General features: G+C 62.1%; 20 protein-coding genes. 4 read left to right on the forward strand and 16 right to left on the reverse strand.

Annotated features, from left to right (window positions below; genetic code table 11):
* Positions 1–387: 387 nt before the first annotated feature.
* Together tyrS and V2B23_RS24170 are read right to left on the reverse strand one after the other, a co-directional pair.
* Entirely contained in the window at positions 388–1665 is a 1278-nt protein-coding gene (tyrS, locus tag V2B23_RS24165) for a tyrosine--tRNA ligase (protein WP_430952623.1), read from the reverse strand.
* A gap of 19 nt (positions 1666–1684) precedes the next feature.
* On the reverse strand, positions 1685–2296 hold the full coding sequence (locus tag V2B23_RS24170; RefSeq protein ID WP_430952624.1) for a DNA-3-methyladenine glycosylase: 612 nt from the start codon (positions 2294–2296) through the stop codon (positions 1685–1687).
* A gap of 84 nt (positions 2297–2380) precedes the next feature.
* On the opposite strand from V2B23_RS24170, the gene V2B23_RS24175 reads away from it, so the two are divergent.
* The 3 genes from V2B23_RS24175 to V2B23_RS24185 are packed head-to-tail and all read left to right on the forward strand — an operon-like array spanning position 2381 to position 4490.
* Positions 2381–3115 carry an ABC transporter ATP-binding protein gene (locus tag V2B23_RS24175; RefSeq protein WP_430952625.1) on the forward strand — a complete coding sequence of 245 codons (735 nt, stop codon included), beginning with the start codon at positions 2381–2383 and terminating at the stop codon, positions 3113–3115.
* The gene (locus tag V2B23_RS24180) at positions 3112–3867 is read left to right on the forward strand and encodes an ABC transporter permease (RefSeq protein ID WP_430952626.1); all 756 of its coding nucleotides are present in this window, start codon (positions 3112–3114) and stop codon (positions 3865–3867) included. The genes V2B23_RS24175 and V2B23_RS24180 overlap by 4 nt, the downstream gene beginning before the upstream one ends.
* Positions 3864–4490, forward strand: a complete 627-nt coding sequence (locus tag V2B23_RS24185; RefSeq protein ID WP_430952627.1) for a TetR family transcriptional regulator — start codon at positions 3864–3866, stop codon at positions 4488–4490. The genes V2B23_RS24180 and V2B23_RS24185 overlap by 4 nt, the downstream gene beginning before the upstream one ends.
* Here V2B23_RS24185 and V2B23_RS24190 read toward each other — a convergent pair.
* The 14 genes from V2B23_RS24190 to V2B23_RS24255 form a co-directional block, all read right to left on the reverse strand.
* Entirely contained in the window at positions 4487–4693 is a 207-nt protein-coding gene (locus V2B23_RS24190) for a Trm112 family protein (protein WP_430952628.1), read from the reverse strand. The two genes, V2B23_RS24185 and V2B23_RS24190, sit on opposite strands and share 4 nt — an antisense overlap.
* A gap of 60 nt (positions 4694–4753) precedes the next feature.
* Positions 4754–7735, reverse strand: a complete 2982-nt coding sequence (locus V2B23_RS24195) for an acyl-CoA synthetase (protein ID WP_430952629.1) — start codon at positions 7733–7735, stop codon at positions 4754–4756.
* 145 nt (positions 7736–7880) lie between these two features.
* Positions 7881–9299: an argininosuccinate lyase gene (gene argH, locus V2B23_RS24200; RefSeq protein ID WP_430952630.1), complete on the reverse strand. Its 1419-nt coding sequence runs from the start codon at positions 9297–9299 to the stop codon at positions 7881–7883.
* Between the two features lie 2 nt (positions 9300–9301).
* On the reverse strand, positions 9302–10501 hold the full coding sequence (locus V2B23_RS24205) for an argininosuccinate synthase (protein WP_033230781.1): 1200 nt from the start codon (positions 10499–10501) through the stop codon (positions 9302–9304).
* 47 nt (positions 10502–10548) lie between these two features.
* The gene (locus V2B23_RS24210; protein WP_033230782.1) at positions 10549–11028 is read right to left on the reverse strand and encodes an arginine repressor; all 480 of its coding nucleotides are present in this window, start codon (positions 11026–11028) and stop codon (positions 10549–10551) included.
* Positions 11025–11963, reverse strand: coding sequence for an ornithine carbamoyltransferase (argF, locus tag V2B23_RS24215; RefSeq protein WP_430952631.1), 939 nt, complete (start codon positions 11961–11963; stop codon positions 11025–11027). Before argF ends, V2B23_RS24210 begins: the two co-directional genes overlap by 4 nt.
* A gap of 5 nt (positions 11964–11968) precedes the next feature.
* A complete protein-coding gene (locus tag V2B23_RS24220; RefSeq protein WP_430952632.1) occupies positions 11969–13168 on the reverse strand; it encodes an acetylornithine transaminase in 1200 nt (399 codons plus the stop codon).
* On the reverse strand, positions 13165–14079 hold the full coding sequence (gene argB, locus V2B23_RS24225; RefSeq protein ID WP_430952633.1) for an acetylglutamate kinase: 915 nt from the start codon (positions 14077–14079) through the stop codon (positions 13165–13167). Before argB ends, V2B23_RS24220 begins: the two co-directional genes overlap by 4 nt.
* Entirely contained in the window at positions 14076–15335 is a 1260-nt protein-coding gene (argJ, locus tag V2B23_RS24230) for a bifunctional glutamate N-acetyltransferase/amino-acid acetyltransferase ArgJ (protein ID WP_430952634.1), read from the reverse strand. The genes argB and argJ overlap by 4 nt, the downstream gene beginning before the upstream one ends.
* Positions 15332–16387, reverse strand: a complete 1056-nt coding sequence (gene argC / locus V2B23_RS24235; RefSeq protein ID WP_430952635.1) for an N-acetyl-gamma-glutamyl-phosphate reductase — start codon at positions 16385–16387, stop codon at positions 15332–15334. The genes argJ and argC overlap by 4 nt, the downstream gene beginning before the upstream one ends.
* 54 nt (positions 16388–16441) lie before the next feature.
* Positions 16442–16987, reverse strand: coding sequence for a hypothetical protein (locus tag V2B23_RS24240; RefSeq protein WP_430952636.1), 546 nt, complete (start codon positions 16985–16987; stop codon positions 16442–16444).
* Positions 16988–17019: 32 nt separating this feature from the next.
* Positions 17020–17955, reverse strand: coding sequence for an SDR family oxidoreductase (locus tag V2B23_RS24245; RefSeq protein ID WP_430952637.1), 936 nt, complete (start codon positions 17953–17955; stop codon positions 17020–17022).
* A complete protein-coding gene (locus V2B23_RS24250; protein WP_430952638.1) occupies positions 17952–18863 on the reverse strand; it encodes a bile acid:sodium symporter family protein in 912 nt (303 codons plus the stop codon). The genes V2B23_RS24245 and V2B23_RS24250 overlap by 4 nt, the downstream gene beginning before the upstream one ends.
* Positions 18863–20182 (reverse strand): flavin-containing monooxygenase, encoded by a 1320-nt coding sequence (locus tag V2B23_RS24255; protein ID WP_430952639.1) that lies wholly within the window; start codon positions 20180–20182, stop codon positions 18863–18865. Before V2B23_RS24255 ends, V2B23_RS24250 begins: the two co-directional genes overlap by 1 nt.
* A gap of 102 nt (positions 20183–20284) precedes the next feature.
* Here V2B23_RS24255 and V2B23_RS24260 point away from each other — a divergent pair, with 102 nt between their 5' ends.
* Positions 20285–21334 carry an Lrp/AsnC family transcriptional regulator gene (locus tag V2B23_RS24260; protein WP_430952640.1) on the forward strand — a complete coding sequence of 350 codons (1050 nt, stop codon included), beginning with the start codon at positions 20285–20287 and terminating at the stop codon, positions 21332–21334.
* Positions 21335–21409 lie beyond the last annotated feature (75 nt).

Raw genomic sequence — 21409 nt, forward strand, 5'->3', positions numbered from 1 at the left:
TCATTCGACATGTGAAGTACCAAATTAATTTTGGCACTGACATTCATCGACACACTGTTGAGTTCTCAAAGAACACGTGCACACCTTCGCATCAACTAGTGTCGAATGCTCCGGGGCAAGGGTTACAATCTTAGCTTGTGCACCACCGGGAAGCAAGTTCCCAGTGCAAGTGCTTGTCTCCGACTTCGTCCTACCGCGTGTCCCCGGCCTCTCGGTCGGGGTTGGTGTCCGTGTCGCTCTGACTTGGATAAAGTTACGCGACGGAAAACGGAGCGTCAAACTCCCAGGTCGCAGATGATCATTGTGTTAAATCCGCTGGTAGCTCGCTTGCAGGCGAGCCACCAGCGGGCTCAGGAGTCACTTTAGGCAACTGTGACCCCACACACGTCAGCTCGACAGTACTTTCACGCCGGCAAAGTTGCGCTTTCCACGTCGTACAACCAACCAGCTGCCGTGCAGGAGATCGGTGGCGGCCGGCTCCCAGTCCTCGGCTGACACCTTCTGGTTGTTCACCGAAGCGCCACCCTCTTTCACCGCGCGCCGGGCAGCACCCTTGCTTTCGCACAATCCGCTGGCAACAAGGAGGTCGACGATCGTCCGAGGCTCCCCCGGTGCCAGTTCACTGACCGAGGCTTCCTTCAAAGCAGCGGCAAGTGTGGATTCGTCGAGTTCCGTCAGTTCGGCTTTTCCGAACAGCGCCTGGCTGGCCAACTCCACTGCGCGTGTGTTGTGCTCGCCGTGCACCAGCGTTGTCATCTCGGCCGCGAGACGCTTCTGCGCTTCACGAGCGTGCGGGCGTTCCGCGGTTGAGGTCTCGAGTTCTGCCAATTCCTCTGCACTCAGGAACGTGAACCAACGCAAGTACTTGATGACATCGGCGTCGCCGGTGTTCACGAAGTACTGGTACCAGGCGTACGGGCTGGTCATTTCCGGATCGAGCCACAGGCTGCCGCCGCCGGTCGACTTGCCGAACTTCTTTCCGTCGGCGGAGGTCACGAGCGGGACGGTCATCGCGTGGACGCTTTCGCCGTCCACGCGACGGTTGAGTTCGACGCCGGCGATGATGTTGCCCCACTGATCCGAGCCACCCACCTGCAATGTGCAGCCAAGGTCGCGTCGGAGGTGCAGGTAGTCGTTTGCCTGAAGCAGCATGTAGCTGAACTCGGTGTACGACATCCCGTCGGATTCGAGACGACGCTTGACGGTGTCACGCGCGAGCATGACGTTCACGGAGAAGTGCTTACCGACGTCGCGTAAGAAGTCGATGGCCGACATCTTGCCGGTCCAGTTCATGTTGTTCTCGATGACGGCGCTCGTCGGAGAATCGTCGAAGTCGACAAATCGTTCGAGTTGGCTACGAATGCGTCCGGCCCAGTCTGCGACCGTATCGGCCGAGTTCATCGTGCGTTCCCCAACGTCGCGGGGGTCACCGATCAGACCGGTTGCGCCGCCGGCAAGAACGATCGGGCGGTTTCCGGCACGCTGAAAACGCTTGAGCGCAAGAAGGGGAACCAAATGTCCGGCATGCAGGCTCGGCCCAGTCGGGTCGAACCCCGCATAGAGCGTGACCGGTCCGGCCTCGAGATCCTTACGCAGAGCGTCGAGATCGGTTGATTGGGCGATGAGCCCACGCCAGGTCAGTTCGTCGAGAATATTCTCAGTCACGGGCTAGATCATCCCACCCTCACGAAAGTGCGGGCGCTCGCGGGCTTCGACGGTAGGCCGAGACGGCCGGCGAATCAGGAATCCACAGCCGCCACGGGATCTCCGCTGCCGAGCTGACACCAACCCGGGGCCCCGCTACCCAGTCGTCCGACTCACTCACGTCCAATCGAATTCGTGAATCCTGATCGAAGACATCAGCCCCGTTGTCCGCCAACGTAATTCCCGCCGCCGACCCGAGATTACCGGGGCCGCGTGCCCAATCGCGACGCGGACGGTCCGGCGAACGCCGGCCCGATACAACATCGTGACCAGCTTCGACCTCAGCTGCCCGGAGAAGGACTCCACCGGCCACTCCGGTCGGCCCGTACGAGATGTTCATGCAGAAATGCATCCCGTAGCTGCGATACACGTACAGCAAACCGGCGCGCTCGAACATCACCCGATTACGCGATGTACGCCCCCGATAGGAATGTGCTGCCGGGTCGGGCCACGGTCCGTCCTTCTCCCCGCCGTAGGCCTCGACTTCGACGATCCGAAGGCTGACGTCGTCGACTGACAGTGTCGAACCGAGAATGATCAGTCCTGCCTCCAGCGGAGAATTCACGCTCGCCAATTGCTTGATGCTCACCATTCGATTGTGCCTTTCCTCTTGACGTCGAGGCGCGTCCGGTTTCACAATTCAACATGTGATGAATTAACGGAATCGAGGTTCACCGTGACCACAGCACCTGCCATCGACATCCGAGGACTCACTGTCACCCGTGGAAAACAGGACGTTCTCCACTCCATAGATCTGCAGGTATCCGCCGGATCGGTCACCGGTCTGCTCGGCCCGTCGGGCTGCGGCAAGACAACACTGATGCGCTCGATCGTCGGAACTCAGATCGTCAAGAGCGGCGACGTGCGAGTTCTCGGCGATCAGGCCGGAACACCGGCACTACGTCGACACGTCGGTTACGTCACCCAATCCCCCAGCGTCTACGGCGACCTGACTGTCACTCGCAACGTCCAGTATTTCGGTTCGCTGTACGGCAAGTCCGGTGCCGATGTGCGCACGGCAGTCGACGCCGTCGGGCTCACTCGCTATGCGAACCAGATCGGGGCAGACCTGTCCGGCGGACAGATCGGACGCGTGTCACTGGCCTGCGCTTTGGTTGCCGATCCCGATCTGCTGGTTCTCGACGAGCCGACCGTAGGACTCGACCCGGTCCTACGAGTTGAACTCTGGGAAAGATTTGCCGAACTCGCCAAGGGCGGAACCACGCTGTTGATCTCCAGTCACGTCATGGACGAAGCAGATCATTGCGCCGAGCTGATACTGATGCGCGACGGATACCTACTTGCGCAACTGACGCCCGATGAACTTCGCGCCAAGACCAGGTGCGAACGCCTCGAAGACGCGTTCCTGGAGCTCATCCGGACCTCGCCGGTGGGAGGCGAAATATCATGAGTGTCACCATCTTCGGAGCAACGACGGTTCGCATCCTCATGCAACTGCGCCAGGACCGCCGCACGGTTGCCATGATCTTGTTGGTTCCGTCATTGCTGATGATCCTGCTCTACTTCCTCTATGTCGACGTCCCGACTGCGCCAGGTGCAGTGCCGCTTTTCCAACGGGTCGCCATCACCATGCTCGGGATACTGCCTTTTGTCGTGATGTTTCTGGTCACTTCCATCGCTATGCAGCGTGAGCGCAGTTCCGGAACCCTCGAACGACTGCTCACCACCCCGATGGGCAAACTTGACCTTCTCGCCGGGTACGCGGCGGCGTTTTCGCTGTCGGCTGCAGCCCAAGCTGCCCTCGCATGCGCCGTTGCCTTCGGCTTTCTGGGTCTCACTATCGCCGGAAGCCTCGGCTGGGTGATAGTCATCGCCGTACTGGGCGCAATACTCGGGGTTGCCCTCGGCCTGTTGGCCAGCGCCTTCGCAAAGACCGAGTTCCAAGCCGTCCAGTTCATGCCGGTGGTCGTGGTTCCCCAACTGTTCCTCTGCGGACTCCTGGTTCCACGCGACCAACTACCGACATGGCTCGAATGGATCAGCAACGTCCTACCGTTGAGCTACGCCGTCGACGCACTTCAACAAGTATCCACACATGCTGACGCAACCGGCCAAATGTGGCGCGATCTCGCGGTGATGGCTCTCTTTGCCGCAGCCGCCCTCACCCTGGCTGCTGCAACACTTGACCGCCGAACCCCATGAGCAGCAACAACATACCGCTGCGGCCGGGGCGACGTCCGGGGAAGTCCGACACCCGCACGCAGATCCTCGAGAGCGCCAGACGCGCATTCTCACAAACCGGATATTCGCGAACCACGGTCCGCGCCATCGCAACCGAAGCCCAAGTCGATCCGGCCCTGATACATCACTACTTCGGCAGCAAGGAGCAATTGTTCACCGCCGCAATCGCCCTACCGCTGGATCCGAAGAAAGTTCTAGCCCCGGTTCATTCGTCGACAAGTGACCGACTGGGTACGAGCCTGTTGACCGCCGTCCTCGGCGTCTGGGAATCGGAGCATCAGGCCGCGATTCTGGCCGCATTCCGCTCGGCGATTTCCGGCGAGGGAACCCGACTGATTCAGAGTTTCCTTCTGAACATCGTCTTACGGGACATCATCCCGCGGGTGGATTCACCGGCCGGGACAGGAATTATTCGCGCCGAATTGGTGGCGTCACAGATCGCTGGACTCCTGGTCACTCGCTACATTCTCGAGCTTGAACCGCTGAAATCGCTGAGTGTCGACGCACTGGTACCGCTGGTGGCTCCGAACCTCCAGCGGTACCTCACCGGCGAATTGCCGATTCAGCCCGAACTACCGATCTAACCTTCTGCTTTGGCGAGCAACTGCTCATGCTCGTCGTCCGAAACATCACGCGCTTCGTCGATCAGCAACACCGGAATACCGTTTTCGATCGGGTAGGCGCGTCGCAGGCGAGGGTTGTAGAGCAGCTCGTCCCCGACCAGCAGCAGTGGACCCTTGTCTTGCGGGCAGGCCAAAATGCTGAGCAACGTCGAATCAATAGCCACGTTTATCCTCTCGAACCGAACACGAACCGATCGGGTTCAGGCTACCCGCTGAGCCGATACTCACCGCGAACCCGTACCCATCCTGGTTGGCATCAATTGCGCCGCAACCGCCTTGGTGAGCCGCTTGTACGACTGGGTTTCGGAGTCGAGATACCAGGTCCGCGGTCCCGGAGCCGGAAGCCCGGCCGCGGCGAGCACGGCCGGATTGGGCCGGAACGACGAACCAACGGCGATTTCGTCGACCACGTGCACGATGTCCGGACGAGCATCGAAGGCGAGGTGATCCAACGTCTCGGCAAGTTCGGCCGCACGGAAATTACGGCCGGGCAACCAGGTCACCGCGGCGACAGCCAACTGGAACGGGGCCTCGCCTACCGCGTACGCCACTGCAAGATCCACCCGCGAGACACTCGACAGTGCGTCGACGATCGGGGCGGTGAACACGGGTCCGCGCACCGTAGAGATCACCGTGTTCTTGTGGTCGACCAGCCAGTAGTCGCCACCGGAATCGCGTCGGAAGAGGTTTTCGGTCGGAATCCAGGAATCGCCGGCCTCGAAGAGCCCGCGCATGGCACCACCGGACAGATCGGCGTTGAATCCTGCACGACCGAGCAACAACCCGACTTCGTCGTCGGCGCACTCGCGGACAAATCCGTCCTCGTTCTCGAGGAGTCGGCCGCTGAGCGGGTCGTACGCCGCAAGGCGCACCCGCGCGCTACCGGGCAACGGACGCCCCTTGCACCCGATCTTCGATCCGGCCACATTCGCGAGGATCACGTCACCTTCGGTGGAGGCGTAGAACTCGAGGATCTGGGCAGGATCGAATGCCTCGGTGGTGCGCTTCCACAGCCCCGGCGGCATTCCGGATCCGATGAACAGCCGAACGGGATGAGTACCGTCGAGCAGGAGAAGATCCTCGTCGAGAATCTGGCGCATCATCGACCACGTGTAACTCACGACGGTGACGCCGTAGCGATGGGTCTCCTCGACAAATCGAGCCGGGTCCAGCCCTCTCGACAGCGCGATCCGGCTGCCACCAGCCATTGCGCCGCCGATAGTCGCCAGCAAACTCGACGAATGATGAAGCGGTGCAAGGCAATACACCGTATCGCCGCGATCGAGGTCGGCGGCCGAGGCCGTACCGAATGCCGACAACGCCCACCGGTAGTTGGTAATCTGTTTGGCTTCGAGCCGGCCACCGGATTCGGCGAAGATGATGAAAGCAAGTTCGCGCGCAATCCCCGGATCGGGCCTGTACCAACCCGGCAGACTGACCGTCGTCGGGTTGATCTGTTCGAGATCGATGACGTCGTGCGCAGGATCGACGCTCAACCCACGCGCGTCACCACCGCCGAGTACCAGTACCGGACGCCCAGCTGCCAACACTTCCTGAACGTTGTCCGGATCGGTGATAATCCGGTCGACATTCCCGAGTTTCACCGCCGTCGCAAGGTCGCCGCCGGGTGGGAGCATGACTGCAACAGCTCCGAGTCGCGACAGCGCTGCGATGGCAGCGAGAGCACTCGGCCGGGTCTCCATGAGAATGCCGACGTGCGCTGCCGGGCGCACTCCAACCGAAATCAAACCGCGAACAACGTTGTCGATGCGAATGTTGACGGCTTCGTAGGTATGCACGCGGTTGTCGAAGAGGAAGCACTCGCCGGCCGGAGCCTTACGGCGTTGCTCGGCCAAGAGCGCACTGAGCGAAATCTTGGTGTGCGGCTGAATTTGATTGAGCCTGGCCAACCTGGGCAGAGCCCGAGCAGCCTCGCCGGACAATTCGAAAGTCCCACGCAACGCTCCGCTGGCCAGATCGCTGATGCCCTTGGTCACGCCGACGCCGACCTCCGCTACCGACGCGACGGTGTGAATGATCCGATTGCTCATCGACACCCCGGTCTCGTCTTCGGGGTACGGACCCTGCGGCATCCGGTCGACGCGCGCCGGCCGAGTCCCGCCCTGCTCGATCCACTGCACGAATTCGCCCGTTGTCGGCCACGTGTGATTTGCGGCGACGGAACCGACCACGAGGCCGAAATGCCCAGCACGCAAGGTTGATTCGTAGACGTCAGCTCGCGGCGCTGCCTGCGTGATACCGCGGACGGCCTGCGGCTGCCCGATGTCGTCGACCTCACCGACAAAAGCCAGTACGGGACAGGTGATCGACGCAAGCGTCACCGCTTGATCCTTGATGACAAACCCACCGGACATCATCCGGTTATGCACGACGAACTGCTTGAGCAGTTCGGCAACAGCGGGCCCGGACCAGCCGACCCATCCCTCCGTCGCCAGGAAGCGTCGTTGCTGCTCCCGCGGCAGGAGCGCCTCACGATCGTGAAGTTGAAGCAGGAAGTCGACACGCGACTTGAGCGTCTTGACGGGATCGAGCAACTGGAAGCCTGTCCGAGCCATCCACCCCGTGACTGCCAGCCTGTTGAAGACGTGATCCGCGAGGAAGTCTGCTCCCCACGTGGCTATCCCGGCCGGAATACCGAACGGGAGCGCCGCAAGGGTGTCGACGGGACTTCCGAAAGTGATGAGACTGGCGATGTTTCGGCTCTGCCGATATGCCGCAGCTTGGTACGCGAACATTCCGCCCTGCGAATATCCGGACAGGTGAACGTCTTTGCCCGTATGCCGATGAACGTGATCGACTACCTCACTGAGCGCGATGATGTGGTCGGCAAGATTACGGCCCCAGCCACCGTCCTGGGCGTCAGGTTCACCGAAGTCGACAACCCACGGATCAAGTCCCATCTCGTGCAGGATGCCGACTGCCCCCTGATCGCGCGTCACGTCGTACACACCGGCCGACATCATCATCGGCGGGACCAACACGATCGGCGGACCGGTCTCGCCTGGATCCGCGTCGGGAAAATACCGCCGCAGACGGTACATCGGCGCACGTTCGACGATCTCGAACGGCGAGGTCGTCAGATCCGTCTCGAGTCCGCCCAGACGAACAACCTCCAGGCCGTTCTGCGCTGTCGCGACCACCCGCCGAATCGGGCCCAGCACCGACTTGGAATTCAATCCCACCATTTCACTCCCAAGTAACTCGCGTCGAAAACTCTGTCGCAATCGTGTCGAGCTAAACAAGCCTACTGCCCCCGAGAACACGTACGCGGCCAGTGAGGAAAAATCCTCTCTGACCGCGTACGACGACACCGACAACCAATAACTGACTTTAAAGGGGCCACTCCCGCAGCGACTGAGCCAGCGTGCGTACACCGTTCAGTTGCTCGGCCACCCGGACACCTGCGGTTCCGCCTCGTGCGTTGCGTGAGGCGATGGAACCCTCGACGGTCAGCACTTCCCGAACAGCAGGCGTCAACGACGCGTCGACTCCGGCCAGTTCCTCATCGGTCAGATCTTCGAGTCCAACGCCACGCGCCTCGGCGACGCGTACACATGCGCCTGCGGCCTCATGTGCGACACGGAACGGAACGCCCTGACGGACCATCCATTCCGCGATGTCGGTGGCCAACGTGAAGCCGGCCGGAGCCAACTCCGCCATGCGCTCGGTGTGGAACTCGAGTGTCTGCACCAGACCGGTGATGGCCGGGAGCAACATTTCAAGTTGCGCAACCGAATCGAAAACCGGTTCTTTGTCCTCTTGCAGATCGCGGTTGTACGCCAAGGGTTGAGCCTTGAGTGTCGCCAACAATCCCGTGAGGTTGCCGATCAGACGACCCGACTTACCGCGCGTGAGCTCGGAAACATCCGGGTTCTTCTTCTGCGGCATGATCGACGATCCGGTCGACCACGCGTCGGCGAGCGTGATGTAGCCGAATTCCGGTGTGCTCCAGATGATGACCTCTTCGGCCATCCGCGACAGGTCGACGCCGATCATCGCCAACACGAAAGCCGCCTCGGCAGCGAAGTCGCGCGACGCCGTCGCATCGATCGAGTTCTCCGCAGAGCTGTCGAACTTCAGTTCAGCCGCAATGGCTTCAGGGTCGAGTCCGAGCGAGGAACCGGCGAGCGCACCGGAACCGTACGGGGACACGGCAGCGCGCACGTCGAAGTCACGCAGACGCGCAACGTCACGCAACAACGGATGCGCATGGGCCAGGAGGTGATGCGCGAGCAACACCGGCTGAGCGGCCTGCAGGTGCGTCTTACCCGGCATGACTGCGTCAGGATGTGCACCGGCCTGAGTGGCAAGTGCGTCGACGACGTCGAGCACCCCGTCCGCGACGCGGCGCACCGCATCACGGAGCCACATACGGAACAGAGTCGCCACCTGGTCGTTGCGCGAACGACCGGCGCGCAGACGCCCACCGACCCCGGGACCGACTCGTTCGATCAAGCCGCGCTCGAGTGCACCGTGCACGTCCTCGTCGGACTCGCTCGGCCCGAACGCACCACTCGCGACATCAGCGGCGAGGCGCTCCAAACCGTCGAGCATGGTTCCAAGATCGGCTTCGCTGAGGAGACCGGCCTTGTTCAACACGCGAGCATGAGCCTGCGATGCCCGCACGTCGTACGGAGCCAGAACCCAGTCGAAGTGAGTCGACTTACTCAGCGCCGCCATGGCGGCGGCCGGTCCGGATTCGAACCGCCCGCCCCACAGAGCACCTTCGTTCGTGCCGTGCGCTGTCATCCTTACAGACCCAGATCGCGCTTCGCGGCGACCTTCGACGACAGACCGTGGATCTCGACGAAGCCCTTCGATGCGGACTGGTCGAAGCTGTCACCCTCGTCGTACGTTGCCAGGTTGAAGTCGTACAGCGACTCGGGGCTACGACGGCCGTTGACCGTGATGGCTCCACCGTGCAGGAAGAGACGGATGTCGCCGGTGACGCGTTCCTGCGTCTTCTCGACAAACGTGTCGAGAGCATCCTTGAGCGGCGAGAACCACAGGCCGTCGTAGACCAGCTCGGACCAACGCTGCTCCATCTGACGCTTGTAGCGACCGAGTTCGCGTTCGAGGGTGACGTGCTCGAGTTCCTGGTGAGCGGTGATGAGCACCATCGCACCGGGAGCTTCGTAGATCTCACGGCTCTTGATGCCCACGAGACGGTCCTCGACGACGTCGAGACGACCGACACCCTGAGCGCCGGCGCGGCGGTTCAGTTCCTGGATTGCTTCGAGGACGGAGACTGGGCGACCGTCGATGGCGACCGGGCGACCCTTGTCGAAGCTGATGATCAGCTCGTCCGGTGCGTTCCAGTTGGCCGTCGGATCCTCGGTGTAGTCGTAGACGTCCTTGGTGGGCGCGTTCCACAGGTCCTCGAGGAATCCGGTTTCGACGGCGCGGCCCCAGACGTTCTGGTCGATCGAGAACGGCGACTTCTTGGACACGTTGATCGGGATATTGTTCTCTTCCGCAAAGGCGATTGCCTTCTCGCGGGTCCACGCGTAGTCACGAACCGGTGCAATGACCGAGAGGTCGGGCGCGAGGGCGCCGAAGCCGACCTCGAAACGAACCTGGTCGTTGCCCTTACCGGTGCAACCGTGCGAAACGATGGTTCCGCCGTGCGAGCGTGCGGCCTCGACGATGTGCTTGACGATCAGCGGACGGCTGATCGCGGACACGAGCGGGTAGCGATCCATGTACAGGGCGTTGGCCTGGATGGTCGGAAGGCAGTACTCGTCCGCAAACTCGTCACGGGCGTCGACGACAACGGATTCGACTGCGCCGCAGTCGAGTGCGCGCTGACGCACGACCTCCATGTCCTCGCCGCCCTGTCCCAGATCGATGGCGACGGCGACAACTTCAGCGCCTGTCTCCTTACCGATCCAACTGATGGCAACAGAGGTGTCCAGCCCGCCCGAGTAGGCGAGTACGACGCGATCGGCCATGGTGTGTGTGCTCCTTCGGTTGAAAATCTTCTATCAAGAATAAGGGGTCAGGCGAGGGATTCGATCATGGCGCTGAGTTCCGCTCCGGAAAGCGGTTCCCGGGCCATCACGAAGATGGTGTCATCCCCGGCGATAGTCCCCACGATATCGGTCAGCGAGGCACGATCAAGTGCACTCGCCAGGTAGTGCGCAGCTCCCGGTGGGGTCCGGAGTACCGCCATATTGCCGCTGGAGTCCGTGGAGACCAACAGCTCTCCGAGCAGCCGCGACAGGCGATCGGTGCCGCCGGAAACACCGCGTACGGGGTTGCCGTCCTCGGGCACCACATACACACCGGCGCCGCCGTCCGCTGCCCGCAGTTTCACCGCTCCCAGCTCTTCGAGGTCACGCGAGAGGGTCGCCTGTGTCGCCTCGATGCCTTCTTCTCCCAGCAGCGACGCAAGTTCCGTCTGGCTGCGAACCGGGTGCGCCGCCAGCAGCGCGATGATGCGCGACTGGCGACCGGCCCGAGTAGGAGCGATGCTCACGCCGCGCCTGCGGTTCTCTGCTCCAGCAGCCAAACCAGTAGGGCCTTCTGGGCATGCAAACGGTTCTCGGCCTCGTCCCACACAACACTCTGTGGGCCGTCGAGCACCTCGTCGGTGACCTCTTCACCTCGATGGGCGGGAAGGCAGTGCAGGACAACGGCCTTGGGGTCGGCGAGTGCCAACAGTTCGGCGTTGATCTGATAGGGGCGGAAGGGACCGACCCGATCGAGACCGTCGTTTTCCTGACCCATCGACGTCCACGCGTCGGTCACGAGTGCATCTGCACCCGCAGCCGCCGCCCGCGGATCTCGGGTCACCGTGATCGTGGCACCGGTTTCCTCGGCCCGCTTACGTGCTGCGGCAAGAATCCACTCGGCCGGCTCGAAACCCTCCGGACCACAGATGGTGACGTTGATACCGGCCGTGACTCCGCCGAGCATCAGCGAGTGGGCCATGTTGTTTGCACCGTCACCGAGGTAGGTGAGGTTCAGTCCCGTCAACTCGCCCTTGTGCTCGGCCAATGTCTGCAGATCCGCCAGGACCTGACACGGATGGAACTCGTCGGAAAGTGCGTTGACAATGGGAATTGTTGCGCCCGTTGCCATCTGCTCCAAGCGCTTCTGGCCGAACGTGCGCCACACAACGGCGTCGACGTAACGGGAGAGGACGCGTCCGGTGTCGGCCAACGTCTCCTCGCGGCCGAGCTGCGTGCTCCGACCGTCGACGACAACGGCATGGCCGCCCATCTGTGCGATGCCCATCTCGAAGGAAAACCTCGTGCGGGTCGAGTTCTTCTCGAAGATCACTCCGACGCCACGCGGTCCCTCGAGTGGGCGGCGCGAGAACGGATTCTTCTTGAGCTCGGCAGCCAGAGCGAGGACCTCGGCCTGCTGCGCAGGAGTCAGATCGTCGTCCCTGAGAAAGTGTTTCACCATGGTAGTCACTTCTCCCCCGGCTGATCAGCCGATAATGCGTGATCGAAAATGGCAGGTAGTGCCGCCACAAACGCCTCGGCCTGCTCGTCGGTGAGGATCAGCGGCGGTGCCAACCGGATGACTCCGGGATTCGCTGCATTCACAAGATACCCGGCTTCACGGGCCGCATTTTCCACGGCGGGCGCAACGTCCTGCGTCAACACCACACCCAAGAGAAGGCCGGAACCGCGAACGTAGTCGACCAGCGGATGGCCCAGTTCCTCGATGCCTGCGGTGATGGACTTGCCCAGGCTGTCTGCGCGCGAGATCAAGTCTTCGTCCGCAACGGTCTTCAGCACGGCAAGTGCCGCCGCAGCGCACACCGGGTTTCCGCCGAACGTCGTCCCGTGTTTGCCGGGGCCGAACAGCTCTGCGGTAGCACCCGTCGCGATGCAGGCGCCGATCGGCATTCCGCCGCCGAGTCCCTTCGCGAGAGTGATGACGTCCGGAACGATGCCGACAGCCTGATGAGCGTAGAACCAGCCGGTCCGGCCGATGCCCGTCTGCACCTCGTCCAGTACCAGCAGAGCGCCCCGCTCGGCGGTGATCCGGCGAGCTTCGACCAGGTATCCCTCCGGCGGCACGACAACGCCGCTCTCACCCATGATCGGTTCGAGGAACACTGCTGCGGTATCGGAATCGACGGCCCGGTCGAGAGCCTCGATATCGCCGTAGGGAACGTATTCGACGCCGGCAGGCATCGGTTCGAACGGCGCCCGCTTGGCCGGCTGACCGGTCAATGCCAACGCGCCCATCGTCCGGCCGTGGAAGGAGTTCTCGGCAGAGATGATCTTCTTGCGTCCCGTGGCGCGGGCGAGTTTGAAGGCTGCTTCGTTGGCCTCGGTGCCCGAGTTGCAGAAAAACGCCCGACCCGACACATTGCCCAGATGTCCGAGCAACTGCTCTGCCAGTTCGATGGCAGGCTCACTCGCATAGAGATTGGAGACATGCCCGAGGGTCGACAGCTGATTCGTGACAGCCTCGATGATCGCAGGATGCGCGTGACCGAGAATGTTGACGGCGATACCGGCCAGGAAATCGACGTACTGCTTACCGTCGGCATCGGTGAGAACGGCGCCGTCACCGCGCACAAGAGCTACCCGCGGTACGCCGTAGTTGTTCATCAGCGAAGCGGACCACCGCTGCTGCAATTCGATCGTGCTCATGATTTGGCTCCCTCGGTGATGTCGGCGCCGGGCACAACCATCGTGCCGATGCCCTCACCTGTGAAAAGTTCGAGTAGAACGGAATGCGCCAGCCGTCCGTCGATAACGTGCGCCGACGGAACTCCCCCGCGAACAGCGCGCAGGCAGGCCTCCATCTTCGGCACCATTCCGGCGTCGAGACTCGGCAGAAGCTTTGCCAGTGCGTCGGTGTCGATTTCGCTCGCGAGTGAGGAACGGTCCGGCCAATCCGTGTACAGCCCTTCGACATCGGTCAGGACTACGAGCTTTTCCGCACCGATCGCTTCGGCCAACGCCGCTGCAGCCGTATCAGCATTGATGTTGTGAACAACACCGTCCACGTCGGGGGCGATAGTCGAAACCACCGGAATGCGTCCTGCCGCAATAAGATCGAGCACCGCGTCGGGGTTGACCGTGGTGACGTCTCCGACCAGGCCGATATCGGTCTGCTCGCCTTCCACCGCAACGGTTCGACGCGTCGCGGTGAACAGATGTGCGTCTTCGCCGGAAATTCCGACCGCGTACGGTCCGTGCGCATTAATCAGTCCGACGAGCTCACGGCCCACCTGGCCGAAGAGCACCATCCGGACGACGTCCATGACCTCGGGTGTCGTGACCCGGAATCCACCGCGGAATTCGCCCTTCATGCCCAGACGCGCCAGCATGGCGTTGATCTGCGGTCCACCGCCGTGAACCACGACGGGGTGAATGCCGACAGTACGGAGAAACGCCATGTCCGCGGCAAACGCGGTCTTGAGTTCGTCGTCGACCATCGCATTGCCGCCGTACTTGACGACAACGATCTTGTCGCGGAAACGCTGCAGCCACGGCAACGCTCCGGCCAGGACGTGCGCCTTCTGATGCTCGCTGATCGAGCTCAACAGATCGGTCATGACGAGTACGCCGAGTTCTCTTCGACGTACGCGTGCGACAGGTCCGTCGTGCGAATCGTCACGGACTCGTCGCCGATCCCGAGATTGATGTCGAGTTCGATGTCGATGCCGCTGAGATCGACATCGCGCGCGCCCGGTGCGCCGACGCCGTCGATGCAAACGGGACTTCCGTTGAAGGACACACTGATTCGATCAGGATCAAGTTCGATGGGAGCGATACCGACGGCCGCGAGCACGCGGCCCCAGTTGGGATCGGAACCGAACAGCGCGGTCTTGACCAGGCTGTCACGCGCGATGGTCCGCGCACCGATCAACGCGTCGGACTCGGAAGCAGCGCCGCGAACCGTCACCTTCACACGTTTGGTGACACCCTCGGCGTCGGCCATCATCTGATCGGCGAGGTCGTCGCACACTGCCAGCACGGCAGCGTTCAATTCGTCCTGACTGGGGGCAACGCCACTGGCACCGGATGCCAGCAACAGCACAGTGTCGTTAGTCGACGTGGCACCGTCGACATCGAGACGATCGAAGCTCATGTGAGTTGCGGCGCGCAGCGCGGTGTCGAGCTTCTCGGCGGTGGCAACCGCATCGGTCGTGACGACACACAGCATCGTCGCCAGTGCGGGCGCGAGCATGCCTGCGCCCTTGGCCATACCGCCGACATTCCACTTGTTTGCGTGGTGCAAAGACGCCTGCTTCGGCACGGTGTCGGTGGTCATGATCGCGTACGCCGCGTCGGTACCACCGGAAATACCGCCGGCCAGTTCGTGCACTACCTCGGTGACACCGGGAATCAGCTTGTCCATGGGCAGCCGGTCACCGATTAGTCCGGTGGAACACACCGCAACCTCGATCGCGCCCGTCTCGGTTCCCCAATTGCTCAGCGCCGACGCCACTTCCTCAGCGGTCTTGTGCGCATCCTGAAATCCACCGGCACCGGTGCACGCGTTGGCGCCGCCGGAGTTGAGCACCACTGCGCGCAGCTTGCCCGTCGTCAAGACCTGCTGCGACCACAGAACCGGCGCAGCCTTCACCTTGTTGAGGGTGAACACTCCCGCAGCCGCAAGATCAGGTCCTTCGTTCAGCACGAGCGCGAGATCCGACTTGCCACTCTTCTTGATACCGGCGGCAATTCCGGCGCCGCGGAATCCGGCAGGTGCCGTCACACCCTGAGTACGCAGCAGACGGCCCCCGGCGACGTGCACCACGTCGGATTCGGTTGCGTCGTCGACCTGCTGCGGATTGTCGGTGCTCACGGAGCTACTCCCACGGTAGAGAGACCTGCGGTCTCGGGTAGACCAAGGGCAAGATTCATCGATTGCACTGCGCCACCGGCCGTGCCCTTGGTGAGATTGTCGATTGCTGAAATCACAACGAGTTGACCGGCGTCGCTGTCAACGGCGATACCGATCTGTACGGCATTGGACCCGATCACTGCGCCGGTCTGCGGGAACACTCCAGCAGGCAGCACATGGATGAACGGTTCGTCCTTGTAGGCGTTTTCGTATACTTCCCGCGCCTGCGCTTCGCTGGCCGTGGTGGCGGCAGTGCAGGTTGCGAGGATGCCACGAGGCATCGGAGCGAGGACAGGAGTGAACGAAACGCTGATGTCCTGTCCGCCTGCGGCTTTCAGGTTCTGGATGATCTCGGGAGTGTGGCGATGTACGCCGCCGACACCGTATGCACGGGCCGAACCCATCACCTCGGAGCCGAGCAGATCAGCCTTGGGAGCCCGGCCGGCGCCCGAAGTGCCGCTCACGGCAACAACATTGACATGCGAGCCGACAATTCCGGCCGCAACTGCGGGCGCCAAGGCAAGACTTGCGGCCGTCGGGTAGCAACCCGGTACGGCGATACGCGTTGCGCCCATCAGCTTCTCCCGGTTGCCGGGCAATTCAGGGAGGCCGTACGGCCACGTTCCGGCATGGGGGCTGTTGTAGAACTTTTCCCACAGCGCGCCGTCCTGAAGCCGGAAATCTGCGCCGCAGTCGATGATGACGGTCGACTCGGGCAGCGCTTTGGCATACTGCGCGGAGTTTCCGTGCGGAAGGCCCAGGAACACCACGTCATGCCCGGCCAGAATGTCGACAGTGGTCTCTTCGAGAACCCGAGCCGACAACGGAAGAAGGTGGGGGTGATGCTCACCGAGCGTCGAACCGGCGTTTCCACCGGCAGTCAGCGAACCGATCACCAGGCTGCCGTCGGTGTACGAGGGGTGTCCGAGAAGCAGACGCAGAACCTCACCACCGGCATACCCGCTGGCACCGGCGACGGCGACTCTGATCGGCTTGCGTATGTCCTCAGTCATACACATCATTATGCATCATTGTGCAAGGGAATGCATAATTACTTACCCGGGTTGTTATTTACCCATCGAGCGCCGAATCTCTTCCAGTTTGGCCTTTGCAGCCTTCTGACGCTCGTCCCACTGTTCGTCGACGGTCTTGCCCACCGGGCTTTCGTGCGCCAACTCCGCCGAACCGATCGACGTACCGAACCGTCCCTCGATCTTCTCCCGAACGCGATCGAAGGTGGGAACTCCCGCCTCGGTGTAATCAGGCTGGGCGTAATCAGGCTGGGCGTAATCGGCTTCAGGGATTATTGCGCCGCTCACGGACACCACCGGGACGTCGATGATCTCGTCAACTTCCACCACGGTGTCGGGAAGTTCGACCACCTCGGCATCGGTGGCCGTTGATTCGGCTTGTGCTCGACTCTGGTCGATGCTCGCGGCAGCCGCATCGACGACGGAGAGCAGAACCGACAAACTGGGGCGACGTTCCGCGACCGCACGAATGACCGCCAGAAAATCCTTGTCGTCGAGTGCGTGTGCAGCTTCGACCACATCATGTACTGAACCACCGTGCTCGGTCATCGTCAGTCCCTTCTCGAAAACGCCGACGGACAACCTCGATCCTTCCACGGCGGCCACCAGGAACGTCAGCGTGACGCGAGATACGCGGTGAACGCCTCCTGACTCGAATACGCGGGAACGTAACCGAACTGCTCCTTGAGCCGCCGATTGTCGAGAACCGGCCGGTACTGAAGAAAACCGACCCGTTCCGGACCGTGCTCCGTCACGCCGAGACGCCGCCCGACGCGCAGAACACCACGCAACAGCCACGCCGGCAGTGTCAGAGTTCCCTTCCCCATCTGTGCTGCCAGATCATCGACCGTCAACGCTCCGTCTCCGGCAACGTTGAAAATGCCGACCTGCTCGCCCGTCACCGCTTCGGCGAAGGCACCCGCCACATCGGTGTGCCAGACAAATACGAATGGACTGTCGCTACCGGCGACCTTGAGAAGCCGGGGGCGGTCGAACAGTGCGGTGATCTGGTTGTTCACCGTCTCCCCGAGGATCGTGCCGATACGGAAGATCACCTGCTCGAGTTCCGGGTGCACCATTCGGTATTCCGCCAGCATTTCCTCGACGAGCCGCTTGTGGCGGCTGTAGGTAAATGCGTCGTTGCCCCTGACCGCGACGTCCTCGGTGATCCACGGCGGATTATCGGCGTGATAGCCGTACGCCGCACCGGACGACGACACAACGACTCGCCGCACGCCGAACTCGACGCACGCAGCCAGTACATTCCGCGTCCCGTCGACATCGACGCTGTACTCCTGTTCTGCGGTGGTGTGCTTGCCCGGATTGACGATGGATGCAAGATGCACCACGACGTCGGGGCGGTGCTCGGCAAACACTTCGGCCAACTCCGTAGCGCTGCGGACGTCCGCTTGTACTCGGCGTACTTGGTCTGCGGCCACCTCGGGCACGGACAGATCAGCACTGACAACCGTGACGCCTTGCGCCGTCAAGGCCGCTACGACTGCAGTGCCGAGGAATCCGTTTCCACCTGTGATCAGTGCGGTGCTCACGCTGCTACCTCCGTACGGATTCGCCGCTTCGACCACAGTGTCGCGAGCGCCAATCCTGCGATGATGTCCCAGATCCCCCACCAGCCGGCAACGATCGCCATGCCGCCGAGGCCGTCGAAGAACGTGAAGACCAACCCGAGCCCGAGGCCGGCGTTACGGATACCGACTTCGAACGAGACTGCGCGACGGCTGTATTCGTTCAACCCGGTCGCGACACCACACACGTATCCCAGGCCGAGCGCGACAGCGTCGTGCAGGAACACAGCAATCAGCACCACACCGATGTAGTCGACGAAGTACGACGCGTTGCCCGCTACTCCTGCCACGATGAAAATCAGCAGTGCGATCAGCGCGCCGTTCTTCACCCAGGGTTGGGCCTTCGCGGCCAAGTCCGGGAACGTCCGGGCAGCCCAGATTCCGAGGACGAACGGGACGCCGATGATGAGCGCGATCTGCACGACCATCTCGAGTGCGTTCAGGTCCACCGACGCGAGCAACGCGTCGGTCTCCGGGCGTCTACTCCCCCAGAAGGCAAAGTTGAGTGGCATCAGAAAGATCGCGAGCACGTTCGACACGGCCGTCATCGACACCGACAGTGCGACGTCACCGCCGGCGCGGTGAGTCAGGACGTTCGAGATGTTGCCTGGTGGGCAGCACGCCACCAAGATCATGCCGAGCGCAACCGACGGAGCCGGTGAAAGAATCAGTGTGAGAACAAATGTCACGGCGGGCAGCAATACAAATTGCGCCGCGATGCCCACCGCCATCGCCTTTGGTTTGGTCAACGCTCGCCGGAAGTCGTCGACCGACGTGTCGAGCGCGATCCCGAGCATGATCGCGGCCAGCACCACGTTGAGAATCATCAACGAACCGGGATTGAAGTTGAGAACCACCTCGTCGATCGGCATCACTGCCCGCCTTCCGTCAATGCTGTGTCGAGCAGACCGATGTGACGCTTGATCGCCGCGCGGTAGGCATCCTTGTTCACGTAGTAGGCCATCCGGCCCAACGTCAGATACCGATATCCCCCGGACAGGTCGGGCGGCGGACCAGCTGAGGCCGCATCGAATTCACGTGCCGCCGCGGGAGCGTCGGTCCGCGCTTTGATCAGTTTCGCGACCATCTCGGCCTGCTCGAAGCGACCCTGCCACCCGAGGCCCGACGCTTCGACCATCCCGAGGACAAACAGATTGTCGTGACGCCGGCTTGCGACGTTGAGAAACAGATCCGGCGCTGCCCCTGCCCAATCCAGATGTTTACGGGCAATGAACGGGTAGTCGAGGTGGTAGCCGGTCGCACACAGCACGAGGTCGTAGTCCGACACCGATCCGTCGACAAAATGGACACTGTCCCCGTCGAACCCGTCAATGTCAGCGCGAACCTGCACGTCGCCGTGACCGATGTGATGCAGGATCAACGAGTTCACCACCGGATGAGACTCGTAGATCTTGTAGTCGGGCGCCGGAAACCCGAAGCGCACCGGATCGCCGGTGAACTGTTTGAGCACCAGAGTGTCGAGTCGTTGTTTGATCCACGGCGGCAACGGCTTTCCCTGGTTCAACGTGTCCGAAGGACGCCCGAACAGGTACTTCGGAACAAAATAGTATCCGCGTCGGACACTCAGATCCACGGAATCTGCGTAGTGAACGGCGTCGACGGCGATATCGCACCCACTGTTTCCCGCCCCGATGATCAGTACCCTCTTGCCGCGGAAAATCTCTGCGCTCCGGTACTCGCTCGTGTGCAGGAGTTCGCCGCTGAACTGCCCGCGAAACGTGGGCATATTCGGCTTGGACAACGTTCCGTTGGCGATGATTACACCCCGATACTTCGCGGACGTGGTCTCCCCGTCTCGTCCGCGGGTCGTCACCTGCCAGAGCGAGTCCGTTGGTGTGACCTCGACGACGGTGGTTCCGAATCTGAAGTGTTTTCGGAGGTCGTGGGCATCTGCATAGTCGCGGAAATACTCGGCGAGCTCCACGTGGCTAGGATAGTCGGCCACCGAATCCGCCATCGGAAATTCCGTGAACGCTGTAGTACTTTTCGACGAGATGAGGTGAGCCGACTCGTACACAGTGCTGTGCGGGTTGTCGATGTCCCAGAGACCACCGACATCATCGTGGCTCTCGAAACCGTCGAACTCGATGCCTGCCCGATCGAGGTTGCGAGCCCCGGCCAAACCCGACGGTCCCGCACCGATCACCGCGTACTTGTTCTCTGTGCTCATCCGTTGTTTCCGTCCGCCCTGCCTGCTCGACGCAGATCCTTCTTGTCGCTCGAGAGTGGCAGATAGTCCGAAATTAACGCTGATATGCCGGATAATGACGGAATGAATGCTGATTATGCCGACAAAGGTCTGTATATCGATGAAATAGACTTGAGGATAATCAATGCGCTCCAACTCGCCCCGCGCTCCACGTGGCTCTCACTTGCCGCGCCACTCGAACTGGATGCTGCGACAATCGCCCGCCGGTGGAACCGCCTCTCCGACTCCGCACTGGCCTGGGTAACAGTTACCCCTGGACCACGCGTCCTCGACGCCATCGTGACAGCTGCTGTCGAAATCGACTGCGCACCGTCACAACTCGAAGCCATTGCCGACCACCTGACGAGCTCGGCCCACGCGGTAACCATCGAAATCTCAACGGGCAGAGCCGATCTCCTGGTCACTGCCGGAACACCGGATCTGGCATCCATGTCGCAGTTCATCTCCCAACAGATCGCCACGATCGACGGCGTGCAGGGCTTGCGAACGTCGATCATCACGCGCTGGTTCACCGAGGGCGGCCGGTGGCGACTCAATGCGCTTGCGCCATCCGAGCGCGGCATCCTTGCTGCAGGCGAATCGAGTGGGCGACGCTCACGTTCGCGAGTAGCCGCGGTGTCGGAACAAGACCGCACACTTCTCACCACGCTCGCTCACGACGGGCGCACCCCGATGCGGGAACTTGCCGATTCGATCGGAATCAGTCCAGCCGCATGCAAACGGCAAATCGACCGATTGACCTCATCGGGTTTGGTGGCATTACGATGCGAATTTGCCCGGCCCATCGCGGGACTACCGATACTCGCAACGCTGTGGTGCCGTGTCGACGCCGAGCATCTGGACATGGTGGGTCGGCTCCTGAGTCGAGCACCTGAGGTGCGGAACTGTTTTGCCGTCGTGGGTAGTGAGAATCTGGTGGTGCAGTTGTGGCTGCATTCGCCTGCAGAACTCGACACTTTCGAGATCCGCATTCGCAGAGAGTTCCCCGAGTTGTATATCGGGGAACGGTCGATCGTGCTCTACCTCCGCAAACTGCTCGGTCACGTGCTCGACCAGCGGGGTCGCCGGACGGACACCATCGCGCCGGACGTCTGGCTTCCCCGAGAAGCCTGAACACTCTCGAAAACGGCTGAACGGAGAAAAGGACCCGAGGCCTGTGCGGCCTCGGGTCCCTTGACGACTCGTGCT

The organism is Rhodococcus sp. 24CO, from assembly GCF_050586165.1.
Taxonomy (GTDB): domain Bacteria; phylum Actinomycetota; class Actinomycetes; order Mycobacteriales; family Mycobacteriaceae; genus Rhodococcus_F.